Source organism: Mesorhizobium sophorae (assembly GCF_002270415.1).
Classification (GTDB): Bacteria; Pseudomonadota; Alphaproteobacteria; order Rhizobiales; family Rhizobiaceae; genus Mesorhizobium; species Mesorhizobium sophorae.
The window spans coordinates 236,486-249,731 of sequence record NZ_NNRI01000021.1 but is presented as its reverse complement, the minus strand read 5'-3'; the positions used below and the strand labels follow the sequence as shown (position 1 = coordinate 249,731).

The following is a 13,246-nucleotide window of genomic DNA, read 5'->3' as shown; positions in this document are numbered from 1 at the left end:
AGGCCAGCCAATCTGCGTAACGCCGGCAGAATGATTTGCCGGAAAGCGACCAGCGCCGCATTGGGATTTCCCGGTAGTCCGGCAAAGAGCTTGCTCTGGATTGTCCCAACCTTCAACGGCTTGCCTGGTCGCATCGCCACCTTAAGGACATCGAGTCGGGCACCGTGCTGCAGCGCGGCGGCAATCATATGATCTTCTTCGCCGGCCGAGACGCCGCCAGTCGTCACCAGTGCGTCACAGGAGGCGACCGCCCGCTCGACCGCATCGGCGAGGAGGTCCGGACTGTCCGGCACAATGCCAAAGTCGACCACTTCTGCCCAAGGGCATGCCGCCAGCAGCGAGCGCAACATAACCCTGTTGGAATTATAGATTTGGCCGTGCGCGAGGGGCTCGCCCGGTTCCTTTAGTTCGGAGCCTGTCGACAGAAGCCCAATGCGGATCCTTCGAAGCACCTCGACGTCAGCGATCCCCACGGCAGCCAGCAAGGTCAAGTCCCTGGCAGACAGAGCCTTGCCCCGCGTAACGAGCTCAGATCCCGCACCGACGTCCTCGCCGGCGAGGCGGACATGTCGGCCGCGTCGCGGTCGCTCGAATACGGTCACCATGTCACTGGAGCGTTCGCATTGCTCTTGCATGACCACGGCATCGAACCCCGCCGGCACGGGTGCGCCCGTGAAGATACGAAGCGCCGTTCGCGGATCCAGGTGGTCATGCGCCCGCACATCGCCAGCTGCTACCCGGCCTGCCACCCGAAATGTCCAGGGGCCGTCCCCGTTGAAATCCGACGTTCGCACCGCAAACCCGTCCATTGCGGAATTATCGAAGGGCGGGAGCGCTATCGGGGAATGAATGGCTACCGCGCAGACCGGCCCCAATGACGCGGCCAGCGAGAGATGTTCCCGGTAGCGGACAGTGTGAGCGAGCGCCACGGCCTTGGCCACCGCGGCTTCAAAAGCAATGGTTTTGCCGCTCTGCGCTGCGGAGCAGTCGGCTGGCAAAACGCGGTTCGCGGCATGAAACACGATCGCTCCTCCTTGCGTTTGCTCACGCACCACTCCCGCCAAAGGGCGTCTAGCCAGACAGGCTTTTGAGATAAGCGATGACGTTCTTGATGTCGTCGGGATTCTTGAGGCCAGGAAACCCCATTTTGTTCGTCGGCACTTTCGCCTTGGGATTGGCGAGATATTCCGTGAGGTTAGGCTCGTCCCAGACAAGACCGGCCGCGCCCGCATCTTTCATGGCTTTCGAATAGGAATAGCCGGGTACGGTCCCGGCTACTCGCCCACCCACGCCTTTCAGGGTTGGTCCGACTTTATTCGCATCGGTATCAGCGTTGTGACAGGCGGCACATTTTTTGAAGACCATCTTGCCGGCCTCTATATCCTGGGCCAGGGCGACCGGCGGCAGTAACGCCAAAATCATAGTGGCGCCGACGAGCAGGTGTTTCACGCAGGAACTCTCCATTTTGGATTGAAGGCACGGTTGCTGCCGCGGGCGTCGGCTCGCGGCAGCGTCGAACTTAGCTCGCCTGATACTCCGTGGATTTGAAGGACAGGTGCTTCACGCTTTCGGGGGCATCCGAGATCTTGCGGATGTTGGCCCAGGTCTGTTTGTAGTTGGGCAGGATCAGTTCGTTGGTGCCGGCGTTGATGACATTGCCGACTACGCCTGTCGGGAACTCGAACAGCATGAAAGTCTCGGCTTTCTTGGCGGTTGGCGTTGGATAGGCCATCGCCTGTGTCGAGCCACTTTCATTGTTGAACTCGACAAGAGCGCCGTTGTTTAGCCCAAGCTCCTTCATGTCGTCGGGGCTGATCTGGATGAACGGATACGGCCACCGATCCGTGACGAACTCGCTGTCCTGGTCGAGAAAGGCATTTTGCCAGACCAGGTTGGCGCGGCCGTTGTTGATGATGAACTTGTTGTTTTTCTTCTGCTCCTCCTTGCCGGGCGCCTCCAGGCCACGCCATGCGGCCTCCATGAAGGTTGCCTTGCCATCCTTCGTGCCGAACTTCCCATTGGCATAGAGTCGTTTGGTGCCGACTATCTTGCCGTCCGCGAACGCGGTCGACGGTTCCTGGAAGCCATTGTTGCCCATGGCCCTCAATCGTTCATAGGTGACGTTCTCGCCACCCTTGGCGTTCTGGTGGTAGCCGTCCATGGACGCGTCTTCCTCGGTCTTCCAGTCGAAGCCCTTGAACTGGTCGGCATATTTGGCGTCGCCGCCCTCGCGGATGACTTTCTCCATATGCTGGGCAAGGCCTGCGGCGATCAGGCAAGCCGGTTTGGCGGAGCCGGGTGGGTCCATGTAACGTTCGACCAGCCGCATCCGACGCTCGCCGTTCATCGAGGTGAGGTTCATCTCGCCGGATTCGGCCGCCGGCAACCAGACGTGGCTGGCAGCACCGATCTTCGATGGGATGATGTCGATGTCGACGGAGAATAGCCCACCGGCCCTGATCGCGTCGGTGATTGCCTTCACCATCGCATCGCGGTCGCCATAAGGCACGGCATTCATGGCGTCCTTCACGATGTCGGTGCGTTTCTTGAAGACCATGTTGAACTGGTGGCTGTTCAGCGTGGTCTTGTAGTGATCGCAGGCCCAGATGTGGTGGACCCCGCCCTTGCCTTCGATCAGCAGCTTGTCGACGTAGGCGGCCGGGCGGCCGACATGGGCGTCGGACGGCCGCACGTAGCCTTCCTGGTGGCCGCCCATGCGCACGCATCCCCAACCCTCGCGACCGACATTGCCGGTTGCTAGCGCCACGTTCACCAGCGCCGCGTTGGTCCGGTAATTCTCGTTGCCCCAGATGAGGCCCTTCTCGTATGCGATCATCGTCCGCCGGCGCTTGCCGTCCTTGGGTTCGGCGATCCAGGCCGCCGACTGCCTGAACTGGTCGACCGTCAGCCCGGTGATCTTCGCCGCGTCCTCAAGCGACGTCTTGTTGGCGGCAGCCGCCTTGTCGAAATCTTTCGCGGAGGCGTCAATGAAGGCTTTGTCGACCCAGCCTTTGCTGGCGATCTCGGTGAGCCAGGCGTTGAAGAGCACCATGTCCGTGCCGGAATTGATGGCAAGGTGCATGACGTTGTCCTTGCCGGCCTCGGCTTCGGCGGCGTTGATCGACACGGTCCGCCGCGGATCGACGAAAATGATCCGCCCGCTGGCGTGGGATTCACCCGGCAGCTGTGCTTTCTTCTTGTCCATGGAAGCTCCGCGCAGGTTCGGAATCCAGTGGTTCAAGAAATAGTTGGTCTGGGTTTCGAGCGGATTGTTGCCGACCGACACGATGGTATCGGCCAGTTCGGCATCCTCGTAGCAATTGTTGAGCTCGCCGACACCCATATCGCGGGTGGCATGGACTTCGGAGTTGTAGGCCGGCCGGTTGTAACTGCGGATGTTCTTGATTTTCATCGCACCAAAATAGAGCTTGCCGGTGCCCCAGGTATTTTCATAGCCGCCGGCCGAGCCGCCATGATCGAGCACGGAAATGAACAGACCGTCCTCACCTTGATCCTTGATGACGGCCGCCGTGACCCTTGCCACGAGGTCCAGGGCGTCGTCCCACGATGTTGGCTGCATCTGCCCGTAACGCCAGACCATCGGGCTGGTCAGCCGCTGCTGCTGCGAGCCACGGGCGGTTGAGTAGCGCAGTTCGCCCATGCGTGCGCCGCGCACCGAACCGAGACCAGAGTTGACCACGCACTCGGAATCGGGCTTGAGGACGATATGCACGTCCTGCCCGTCCTGCTTGACGATGTTGTACATCGAGGCTGCATACCAGGCGTCGGTCTCGGCAGGTTGCTGCTGGGAAGGTCGACCCCGAAAGCGTTCGAAGCGGCAGCTGTGCCGCCCTGCTTGTTCGCCGGCCAAGTGTAGGCATGGTAGCCGCAACCGACGATGCAGTAATGGCAGGTGACGTTTTGTTTCTTGGCGTCGGCCGGAATGATCGGCAGACGGGCGACGTGACGTTTGTAAGCCATGATCCGATCCTCCCTTAAAGTACGTTGCTTAGGCGGCCATACAGCAGCTCGTCCACACCCTCGGCGTAGATGTCGCCCTTGGCATCGATGCGAAGTGCGTACTGGGGAAGATTGGGCCGTCGACTGGCCCCAGATCTGCTTGCCGCCGGCATCGGCGTCGAAGCGCGAATAGTGGCCGGGACAATTGAAGGAATGATCGTCCGCGTTGTAGTTGAGCGGAAAGCCCCTATGGGGACAGGTCGTCGAGAACCCGACAATGTCGCCATCCGGGCCGGCGCCGCCGTCGACCTTGGTGCCAAGTTTCAGCAACACGCCGGGCGCATTTTCATCGGGGCAGCCGACGTCGAACGGCTCGTTCGGCTTCAAGTCGGCAATGTTGGCCAGCTTGTTGGAGGGGTATTCGACAAGAGCCAGGCCAGGGGCAGCCTTGGTCTGGGCTTGCACAGGCAGTGCAACGGCCGTGGCCATCCGGGCAGCAGCAAATGCCCCGCCCCTTAGAAACTGACGCCGGCCGACGTCGACCAGCTTGTTGCAACGATCCATGCAAACCTCCCTTTGGGCGAACTTCTTCGCCAAGAGCTCTGCAACGCTTGTGCCAACCGCAGAAAATGTTGGTTTTCATCGAAAGAGCGTGGAGAAAACACGGGAAACTCCTGCTTCACGTCCGGAAATCCGAACATGCTGCGCTGCCGAAGGTTCAGGAAGTCGAACGCGCCCGATCGGCGGGGCCGAGCCGCGTCATCTTCTCCCAAAGAGTAGTCCGGGAGACTGCAAGCAGTGCGGCTGCCTTCGCGATTTGGCCGCCGGTTTCGTCCAACGCCCGCGCGATCTGACGTCGTTCTGCCGCGTCACGAACATCGGCCAGCGGAGCGAAGGTCGTATTTTCTGATTTTGCCGCACGTTCCGGGAACAGGTCGCCCGGCATGATCCATTCGCTGGTTGACAAGGCGACGGCCCGTTCGACCCTGTTCCGCAGTTCCCGCACATTTCCGGGCCAGCGATGGGCAAGAGCTGCTTCCTGCGCCAACGCGCTGAATCCGCGGATGCGCACGTCAGACCGGCTCACCGCATTTTCCAGAAATCGGTCGAGCAGCCAGGTGATGTCCTCATGGCGCTCGCGCAGGGGCGGGACTGTCACCGGCAACACGGCAAGCCGAAATCGAGGTCCTCGCGGAAGCCTGATGGTCCGCCACGCTGACCAAGGTCGCGATGCGTGGCCGAGACGACCCGTGCACGAAACTTGCAGGGGGTCTCGCCACCGACTCGGTTGAAGCTTCCGTCCTCGATCACCGTAGAAGTTTGGCTTGGAGCGGGCATCGGCATGTCGCCGATTTCATCCAGGAATAACGTGCCTGCTCCAGCTCGCTCGGCATAGCCGAGGTGCCGTTGCTGGGCGCCGGTGAACGCCCCTTTCTCATGCCCGAAAATCTTACTCCCAATCCTCGGCACCGAATAACCGCAGTTTTTAACGACCGTTCACACCCAGAGGAAAATCTCCAGCACAATCGGACGGGGGGAGGCTCAGCCCCATGAGCAGGGTGGCGCGCGAGGAAGCCAATCCAGTTTCGTCGGCAACGTTTGCGCCGCTCGAGAGTCCGACTTTTCGTCCGATCTGGCTGGCGAAACAGGTATCCAGTCTTGGCTGGCTGATGCAGACCGTTGCGATCAGTTGGCTGATGGCAACCATCTCGACTTCGGACGTGATGGTCGCCCTGGTGCAGGCTTCGAGGACGCTGCCCGTATTCATTCTGTCGATCTTCGCCGGGGCCATTGCCGACAGTTTCAGCCGCCGCCAATGTGATGATGCTCGGCTGGTGCGTGATAGCTTTGTCGTCGACGATGCTGACTGCTACTGTGGCGCTGGGGTTCTACAATCCATGGATGATCCTCGCATTCAGCTGTTTGGCCGGATGCGGCGCCGCTTTCACCGACCCTGCCTGGCACGCCTCGGTCGGTGACATCCTGCGAAAGCGGGATGTTCCAGCCGCGGTCACACTGATCTCGGTCGGCTACAACGCCATGCGAAGCATCGGTCCGGCGTTCGGCGGCATCGTCGTTGCCTCCTTCGGACCACTGACGGCTTTCGCCATCGCGACGCTGACCTATCTGACGCTGCTGTGGACCGTTGGGCGCTGCAAATGGAATGTGCGCTCTTCGCCTCTTCCGCGCGAGCCATTGACCACAGCTATGCATGACGGAGCGCGCTTCACGGCGCTGTCGGGAGAGATCAAGGCGGCAATCGCGCGCGGAGCGCTTTTCGGCCTGACTAGCATCTCCATACTGGCGCTGCTGCCCCTGGTCACCCGCGATCAATTGGGGGGAGGACCGATCGGTTATGGTATCCTGATGGCCGGCTTCGGGACGGGCGCCTTGTGCACCGGCATCTGCAACAACATCCTGCGACGGTCGCTGTCCCAAGAGCGTCTGACGACACTGGCCTGCATCGCCTGCGCGGCTTGTTGTCTTTCGCTTGCCCTGACGCCTTCACTGGCGGTGGCGGCTATTGCTTTGGCGCTCGGCGGCGCTGGCTGGGTCGTCACCTGGACGGGGCTTGACGTGAGCGTGCAACTGTCAAGCCCAAGTGGGTCGTGGGTCGCACGCTCTCGATCTACTCTGCCCTCTCGTCGGGCGGCATCGCGGCCGGCAGCTGGCTGTGGGGCACGGTGGCTGAGAACTATTCGCTTACCGTGGCGCTGGAGAGCTCCGCTGGCGCTCTCCTGCTTGTCGCCTTCACCGGGTTACTGTTGCCTATTCGTCAATGGAAAGATTCTGACCAGGATCCTCTTGGCTTCGAAACGCCTGCGGTCGCGGTGGACTTGAAGTCGAGAAGCGGGCCGATCGTCGTCAAGATCGAGTACTCAATCCCGGAGACGAACGTCGAAGCCTTCCTGGAACAGATGCGCGAACGACGGCGAGTGCAAAGCCGTGTTGGTGCCCGGCACTGGAACCTTCAGCGCGATCTCCAGGAGCCTTCCCAGTGGACAGAGACATTCCGCACGCCGACCTGGATGGACTACCTTCGCTTGAACCATCGCCTCACAGCGGCGGACAAGGAGTTGGATCAGCGGCTGCTCGAATTGAACGTGGGCGAGCTTCCACCTCGCACGAGGCTGTCGATCGAGCGACCGACGGGAGCGACCCGTAAGCGGGATCAATCGACAGGTTTCTTTTTCCGACGGTGATCTCATCCAACGCCAACGACCGTTTTCGGCGAGACACGAAGCGCGGGAATGGACAAGGCTCTCGCCATCAGCGAATTCCCGCCGATTTGGCTTCGATCCTTTTGCGTTGGTGCCCAGCAGTTGCGAATTGTCGCTCTGGTGACGCCGCGCTTGGCCACAGAGTCTGGCCGGCTTGGGCTTCGCCTTCCAGCCTTCGTAGACAGGAACCCCACGATGAGGACTGGCGATGCAGACGCGAACGGTGCTGGCGGTCCCGATGGAGTCGAACGACCGGTCTTCGTTCCGGCCGACGCAAACCCCGGCGCCGTTTCAACGCCGTCAGCGGGGCTTGTAAATGTCGAAAAACTTGTCCAAACGTCCGTCCGTCAAAGCGACGCGGATGAATAGCCGTAGCAGGGAGTAGACATGGTCTTTCGCTTGAAGGAGCGCCTCGGCCGGAAGTTTGAGGAAGAAGTGCAATTCTTCCGGTGCTGGCAAAGGGACAAAAAAGGAGTGGGCGCGCTCATGCCGACTTCTGTTCATGCGGCGCGCCGCATGGCTAGCGTGATCAGGCCAGCGTCCGGAATGCCAGTTCTCGAGCTTGGGGCGGGAACCGGCGTAATCACCAAGGCTATCCTGGACACGGGCGTGAAGCCACAGCAGCTGGTTTCGGTCGAATATTCGAAGGATTTCTACAATCGCCTCACCCTACGTTTTCCGTGCGTAGATTTTCGATTGGGCGATGCTTTTTCGCTGGGTGAAGTGCTGGCGGAACGAAATGCCGAACAGTTCGACTGTGTCATAAGCGCGGTGCCGATGTTGAGCTTCCCGATGGAGCTGCGCATCGCCTTGCTTGAGGATTTGCTGACCCGCATCCCTGCTGGCAGGCCAGTGATGCAAATCACCTACGGACCATTGTCGCCAGTGATCAAGATGCCGGACCGCTACATCGTGTCACACTACGATTTCGTCGTCCGCAATATCCCGCCCGCGCAGCTCTGGACTTACCGACGAGCGGTCTGACTCTGAACGCAGCCAACGCGCTGCGCGCTCCGCGAAATCGTGCCTGAAGCAGAGCGAGAGCTGGCCGAGTTTATCGACCTTAAAGCAGAGCGGATGCGACTGGCGAGGCAGGTCAGTGGTCTGGAGGCTGAGATCAAAAAACTCTCCGAAAAGCTCGACAACCCAGACTTCGTTGCTCGCGCGCCGGAGGAGGTGGTCGGAGAAAACCGAGAGCGTCTAGAGACGGCCCCAAGCCGCCAAGCGGCGCCTGGATGTGGTGCTCAGCCGCTTTAGCTGCTGACCCACAGCCGTATTTTGTTGCTTGGAAGAGCTTTTTGACCATTCCGCAACACTCGCCATCCCCGTCCGGGATTTTACCTTTCATTCTTTGCATCCCAACTGTTTGCGGATTAGTGGCCCTGACAATCTGATCCGAGGACGAAATCAAACACTGGTTGAGGCCGACCAAATGGCACGGCCCGCAACGCGGCGGGGAGCCTTGTCGCTGCTTCAGCGTAGTCGGCGAGTATGGCTGGCGGGAGGCCAAGCGCGTTTTCGACAATATGTTCCGACGGGCCGTTCAGTCGACGAAACAGCATTGCGGCGCGCCGGGAGTGGCGCACCGCTGCAGCAGTTTTGCCCTCACGTATCTTCACGCCGGCTGCCGACAACAGGATCAATGCTTTAAAGAACACGCGAGAAGGGCCGCCTCGGTCCGCAACCTGCCAGAGACCTTCCCAAGCCTCATGTGCTTCCCAGTAATAACCGTGATTGAAGAGGTCGAGACCCCAGAGGAATGGATCCGAGCCAAGCGCCGCATCTGTGGCGACCGGCATCGGCTCGACAAGGTAGCTATGTCCAGCGGGATCGCGCACGGGATGCGGCTGCCTGCCGGGCAAGTACGCATAGGCAGGAAAGCTCTTTTTCGGCAGGTGGCGAGGACGCGATTTCGAACCAATGGCCATGGAGCAGGATATCACATGGATGGTCACGGCTCGATACGAAGTCCTTGTATTGCCCGGCGGTTGGCGACAATGCGTGGGAAGGCGGACGCGCGGCTTTATTGTGCGATGCAAATTTTTCTCTTCGCATCTGCACAAATTTGTGGCAAACGCTTCCATCGCGGTTGACGCAAGGGAAGGAAACCTGGTGAGCGCAACGGGAGCGGCCAAGGCGTTGACGCCGCCGGACATTGCGGCGCGCAAGGGCAAGATGCCACTTGTTTGCCTGACGGCCTATACGACGCCAATCGCAAAGCTGGTCGACGATCACTGCGATGTGGTTCTGGTCGGTGACAGCGTCGGCATGGTTCTCCATGGGCTTCCTTCGACAGTCGGCGTGACGCTCGAGATGATGATCATGCATGGCAAGGCCGTGCGGCGCGGGCTGGAAAAGGCGGTGATGGTGGTCGACATGCCTTTTGGTTCCTATGAGGAAAGTCCCGAGCAGGCCTTCCGCAATGCCGTCCGTCTGATGGCCGAAACCGGTTGTTCTGCGATCAAGCTCGAAGGCGGCGAGAGTATTGCCGGGACGATCCGGTTTCTTGCCATGCGCGGTGTTCCGGTGATGGGTCATGTCGGGCTGACGCCGCAGGCGGTCAATACTTTCGGTGGCTATCGCGTCCAAGGCCGAGGCGAGGATGCCGAGCACATCGTGCGCGATGCGATCACGGTGAGCGAGGCGGGCGCCTTCGCGGTCGTGCTTGAGAAAATACCCGAAGCGCTTGCCCGGCAGATCACACAGGAAGTCGCAATCCCCACCATTGGCATCGGCGCGTCGCCGGCTTGTGACGGGCAGATCCTGGTTGTCGATGACATGCTGGGCCTATTTGGAACCTTCCGGCCGAAATTCGTCAAGCGCTATGCCGAGCTTGCCGGGACCGCCGAGGCAGCAATCGCGACGTATGCGAGCGAGGTGCGCGAGCGCCGCTTTCCAGCGGTCGAGCACGTCTTCGGCGACGTGCCACGTCCTGTCAATGGAGGAGAAGCCGCATGAGCATTCCGATTGTCCGGATCGTTGCCGAACTGCGCAGCATCGTCGCCGCGTGGCGCCGGGAAGGCTTCAAGGTCGCCGTTGTGCCGACCATGGGCGCCCTGCACGAGGGTCACCTGAGCTTGGTCCGTGCCGCACTTGCAAAGGCCGACCGGGTCATCGTGACGCTCTTCGTCAATCCCAAACAGTTCAACAGTGCCGGCGATCTGGCTGTCTATCCGCGCACCGAGCACGATGACGCCGCCAAGCTCGCGTCGGTCGGCACCCATATTCTGTATGCTCCCGATGCAGCCGACATATATCCGCAAGGCTTTGCCACAACGGTTTCGGTCGCCGGAGTGAGCGAGGGTCTGTGCGGAGCGTTCCGGCCCGGCCATTTCGACGGCGTGGCGACCGTGGTGACGAAGCTGTTCCTGCAGACCGGCGCCAATCTGGCGTTTTTCGGTGAAAAGGACTTTCAGCAGCTGCAAGTCGTGCGACGCCTGGTGCGTGACCTTGATATTCCGATCGAGATCGTCGCCTGTCCGACCGTGCGTGAAGCGGATGGGCTGGCGATGTCGTCGCGCAACACGCGACTGTCCGCCGCCGAGCGCCCCTCCGCGCCCCGACTGGCAGAGATCCTGTTCGAAACTGCCGGGCGGCTAAGCTCCGGAGAACCCGTAGAGCGCCTGCTGCATGAGGCTCGACAGGCGATCCTGGCTGCGGGCTTTTCGCGGGTGGAGTATCTCGAACTTCGCGCCGGCGATAATCTTGCCCTGATGGCCACGCCGGGTCGACCGGCGCGGCTGCTCGTCGCCGCTTGGCTCGGCCAGACGCGGCTGATCGACAATGTCGAGGTGGAGTCGGCGCAACGCTCGGTTCAAGCGTTGAAGCAAGCCGCTGCCTGACCCTCCTTCGCGGGGCCGAAGGAGCCAGATATCGGTCTCCCCATTGCAAACGGCCGAGCTGGCGGCGGGCCTCAACTCGGCATGCGGGCTGCGGTCATTCGGTTGAATTCCTCTGAAGCTGCTCGAACACAAACCGCTTGCCTTCGCGCACACTGTCTTCGAGCCGCTTTGCCTTTGCAAGATGCGCAGCAATCGCGCTGGCCAGCATGCAGCCTGTGCCACGCATCGATACTGCAAGACGCGGCGCATCGAAGCGAATGGGTTCTTGACCGGAGCGCAGCAGGATATCCGTCGATCGAAGTCCTTTTGCATGGCCGCCCTTGATCAGAATGGCCTGCGCGCCGGCGGCCAAGAGCTCCTGGCCTTGCCAGACCGCTTCATCCTCGTCGACCGCTTGCTCGGCGCCGATAAGGAGCGCCAGCTCGATGAGATTGGGTGTGACCAGACAGCAAAGCGGCATCAGATCACGCTTCAGGGCAGCGATGGCGCCTGCTTCCAGCAGCGCCCGGCCTGACGTGGAGGTGAGAACCGGGTCGAGTACTGCCGGCCCCTGCGGATTTTCACGGAGCACTGCGGCTGCGGCAGCGATGATCTCGGCGGTCGCGAGCATGCCGATCTTGATGGCCGCCACCTTGTTGGCCTGGAACGCAGCGCGCATCTGATCGGCGACCAGACCGGGTTGCTGATGATGGACGTCCATGACGGCTTCGTGCGTCTGCACCGTCAGCGCGGTGACAGCCAGAGAGATGCGCACGCCGATGGCAGAGATCGTCTCGATATCGCGAGCAATTCCGGCGCCCCCGCTGGAGTCCGATCCGCCGATGACAAGCACATGCGGTTCTCGCCTCAGCGCCATCGCTCCGTCTTTTCGATCCATTCTCGCGTGCGCGCTTCGGGATCAGCATTCAATGTGATGTCGGTGACCACCGCGGCGCTGTCGGCGCCGGCCTCGAAGACGCTGTCGATCCGCTCAGGATTGAGGCCGCCGATGGCGACCAATGGAATCGGCGCGACTTGGCACTTCCATTCGCTGATCCGTTCAAGTCCCTGCGGCGCCCATTTCATCTTCTTCAGGGTAGTGGGATAGATGGGACCGAGGGCGATGTAGTCAGGCTCGGCGGCCATCGCCGTTTCCAGTTCGGCATGATCGTGGGTCGACAGCCCGAGCTTCAATCCGGCGTACTTGATCGCCAACAAATCGGCCGCAGCCAAATCCTCCTGGCCGAGATGAACGAAGTCGCAGCCTTCCTCGATGGCAAGTCGCCAATAATCGTTGACGATCAGTTGGCAACCATGGACCGCGCAGACGTCGTTCGCGCGGCGCATTTCGGCGCGCAGCCCGTCCTCGTCCCTGTCCTTGATGCGAAGCTGGACGAGCTTCACGCCGAGCGGCACCAGCCGTTCGATCCAGGCGGCGCTGTCGACGATCAGGTAGAAGGGATCGAGCTTCATGAAAAAACCGCCCTGCCGAATGTCGGCGTCGATGGCACGGCCACCTCGCGCGGTTCGAGCATTCCCGAACCGAAGGCTTCTCGACCGGCATCGACCGCCTTGCCGAAAGCGCGCGCCATGCCGACCGGATCGGCCGCCTTGGCAACCGCCGTATTCAGGAGCACGGCGTCGAAGCCGAGTTCCATGACGGTTACCGCGTGCGACGGCCGTCCCAGCCCCGCATCCACGATCAGCGGGATGCCTGGGAAATGTCCGCGCATCGAGCGCAGCGCCGTACTGTTGACCGGCCCGAGGGCGGAACCGATTGGCGCGCACCACGGCATCAGGACCTTGCAGCCCGCTGCCAGCAGCCGCTCGGCGACAACGACGTCGTCGGTGGTGTAGGGGAATACCGCAAAACCGTCCTCGCACAGGATGCGGGCGGCTTCGACCAAGCCGAACACATCCGGCTGCAGCGTGTCGTGGTTGCCGATCACTTCGAGCTTGATCCAGCTCGTACCGAAGACTTCGCGCGCCATTTTCGCGGTGATGACCGCTTCCTTGACGGAGTGGCAGCCGGCAGTGTTGGGCAGGATTCTCGTGCCGAGCGAGCGGATCAGCGACCAGAACTTTTCGCCGGCCCTGCCGCCCGCCATCTCACGGCGCAACGATACGGTCACTACTGACGTGCCCGACGCCTTGACCGCATCGGCAAGGATGGCCGGCGAAGGATATTGCGCCGTGCCGAGAAGCAGCCGGGAGGACAGTGGCGTCCCGAAAAGCTCGAACATG

12 protein-coding genes and 4 pseudogenes are annotated in these 13,246 nt (G+C 61.4%); 6 read left to right on the top strand and 10 right to left on the bottom strand.

Annotation, left to right across the window (positions count from 1 at the left end; translation table 11 throughout):
* Positions 1-26 precede the first annotated feature (26 nt).
* The 6 genes and pseudogenes from CGZ66_RS29370 to CGZ66_RS41010 form a co-directional block, all read right to left on the bottom strand.
* Positions 27-941 (bottom strand): annotated as a pseudogene (locus CGZ66_RS29370) (molybdopterin molybdotransferase MoeA); the annotation flags it as partial.
* 130 nt (positions 942-1,071) lie between these two features.
* Positions 1,072-1,422: a c-type cytochrome gene (locus CGZ66_RS29365; RefSeq protein ID WP_167392321.1), complete on the bottom strand. Its 351-nt coding sequence runs from the start codon at positions 1,420-1,422 to the stop codon at positions 1,072-1,074.
* 97 nt (positions 1,423-1,519) lie between these two features.
* A pseudogene (locus tag CGZ66_RS29360) lies at positions 1,520-3,981 on the bottom strand (arsenate reductase (azurin) large subunit).
* Between the two features lie 14 nt (positions 3,982-3,995).
* Positions 3,996-4,524 (bottom strand): annotated as a pseudogene (locus CGZ66_RS29355) (arsenate reductase (azurin) small subunit).
* A 154-nt stretch (positions 4,525-4,678) separates the two neighbouring features.
* The gene (locus CGZ66_RS41015) at positions 4,679-5,119 is read right to left on the bottom strand and encodes an AAA-type ATPase lid domain-containing protein (RefSeq protein ID WP_245331313.1); all 441 of its coding nucleotides are present in this window, start codon (positions 5,117-5,119) and stop codon (positions 4,679-4,681) included.
* Entirely contained in the window at positions 5,116-5,430 is a 315-nt protein-coding gene (locus CGZ66_RS41010; protein ID WP_245331285.1) for a sigma 54-interacting transcriptional regulator, read from the bottom strand. The genes CGZ66_RS41015 and CGZ66_RS41010 overlap by 4 nt, the downstream gene beginning before the upstream one ends.
* A gap of 80 nt (positions 5,431-5,510) precedes the next feature.
* Here CGZ66_RS41010 and CGZ66_RS41815 point away from each other — a divergent pair, with 80 nt between their 5' ends.
* From CGZ66_RS41815 to CGZ66_RS29330, 4 genes and pseudogenes are all read left to right on the top strand, one after another.
* Positions 5,511-5,939 carry an MFS transporter gene (locus tag CGZ66_RS41815; protein ID WP_425352327.1) on the top strand — a complete coding sequence of 143 codons (429 nt, stop codon included), beginning with the start codon at positions 5,511-5,513 and terminating at the stop codon, positions 5,937-5,939.
* Positions 5,821-7,163 (top strand): annotated as a pseudogene (locus CGZ66_RS29345) (MFS transporter). The gene CGZ66_RS41815 and the pseudogene CGZ66_RS29345 overlap by 119 nt, the downstream one beginning before the upstream one ends.
* 405 nt (positions 7,164-7,568) lie before the next feature.
* Positions 7,569-8,165, top strand: a complete 597-nt coding sequence (gene pmtA, locus CGZ66_RS29335) for a phospholipid N-methyltransferase PmtA (RefSeq protein WP_095090311.1) — start codon at positions 7,569-7,571, stop codon at positions 8,163-8,165.
* A gap of 39 nt (positions 8,166-8,204) precedes the next feature.
* Entirely contained in the window at positions 8,205-8,438 is a 234-nt protein-coding gene (locus tag CGZ66_RS29330) for a hypothetical protein (protein ID WP_280952835.1), read from the top strand.
* Positions 8,439-8,554: 116 nt separating this feature from the next.
* Here the strand turns inward: CGZ66_RS29330 and CGZ66_RS29325 are convergent, their stop codons facing one another.
* Complete coding sequence (locus tag CGZ66_RS29325) at positions 8,555-9,109, bottom strand: DUF309 domain-containing protein (protein WP_095090310.1); 555 nt, start codon at positions 9,107-9,109, stop codon at positions 8,555-8,557.
* 184 nt (positions 9,110-9,293) lie between these two features.
* Here CGZ66_RS29325 and panB point away from each other — a divergent pair, with 184 nt between their 5' ends.
* Positions 9,294-10,139, top strand: coding sequence for a 3-methyl-2-oxobutanoate hydroxymethyltransferase (gene panB, locus CGZ66_RS29320; protein WP_095090525.1), 846 nt, complete (start codon positions 9,294-9,296; stop codon positions 10,137-10,139).
* Positions 10,136-11,023 carry a pantoate--beta-alanine ligase gene (panC, locus tag CGZ66_RS29315; RefSeq protein ID WP_095090309.1) on the top strand — a complete coding sequence of 296 codons (888 nt, stop codon included), beginning with the start codon at positions 10,136-10,138 and terminating at the stop codon, positions 11,021-11,023. Before panB ends, panC begins: the two co-directional genes overlap by 4 nt.
* Positions 11,024-11,117: 94 nt before the next feature.
* On the opposite strand, the gene thiD is transcribed toward panC, so the two are convergent.
* Genes thiD through CGZ66_RS29300 form a run of 3 tightly spaced genes read right to left on the bottom strand, consistent with a single transcriptional unit; the run spans position 11,118 to position 13,245 of the window.
* Entirely contained in the window at positions 11,118-11,879 is a 762-nt protein-coding gene (gene thiD, locus CGZ66_RS29310) for a bifunctional hydroxymethylpyrimidine kinase/phosphomethylpyrimidine kinase (RefSeq protein ID WP_095090308.1), read from the bottom strand.
* Positions 11,870-12,475, bottom strand: coding sequence for a thiamine phosphate synthase (locus CGZ66_RS29305; RefSeq protein WP_095090307.1), 606 nt, complete (start codon positions 12,473-12,475; stop codon positions 11,870-11,872). Before CGZ66_RS29305 ends, thiD begins: the two co-directional genes overlap by 10 nt.
* On the bottom strand, positions 12,472-13,245 hold the full coding sequence (locus CGZ66_RS29300) for a thiazole synthase (RefSeq protein ID WP_095090306.1): 774 nt from the start codon (positions 13,243-13,245) through the stop codon (positions 12,472-12,474). Before CGZ66_RS29300 ends, CGZ66_RS29305 begins: the two co-directional genes overlap by 4 nt.
* Position 13,246 lies beyond the last annotated feature (1 nt).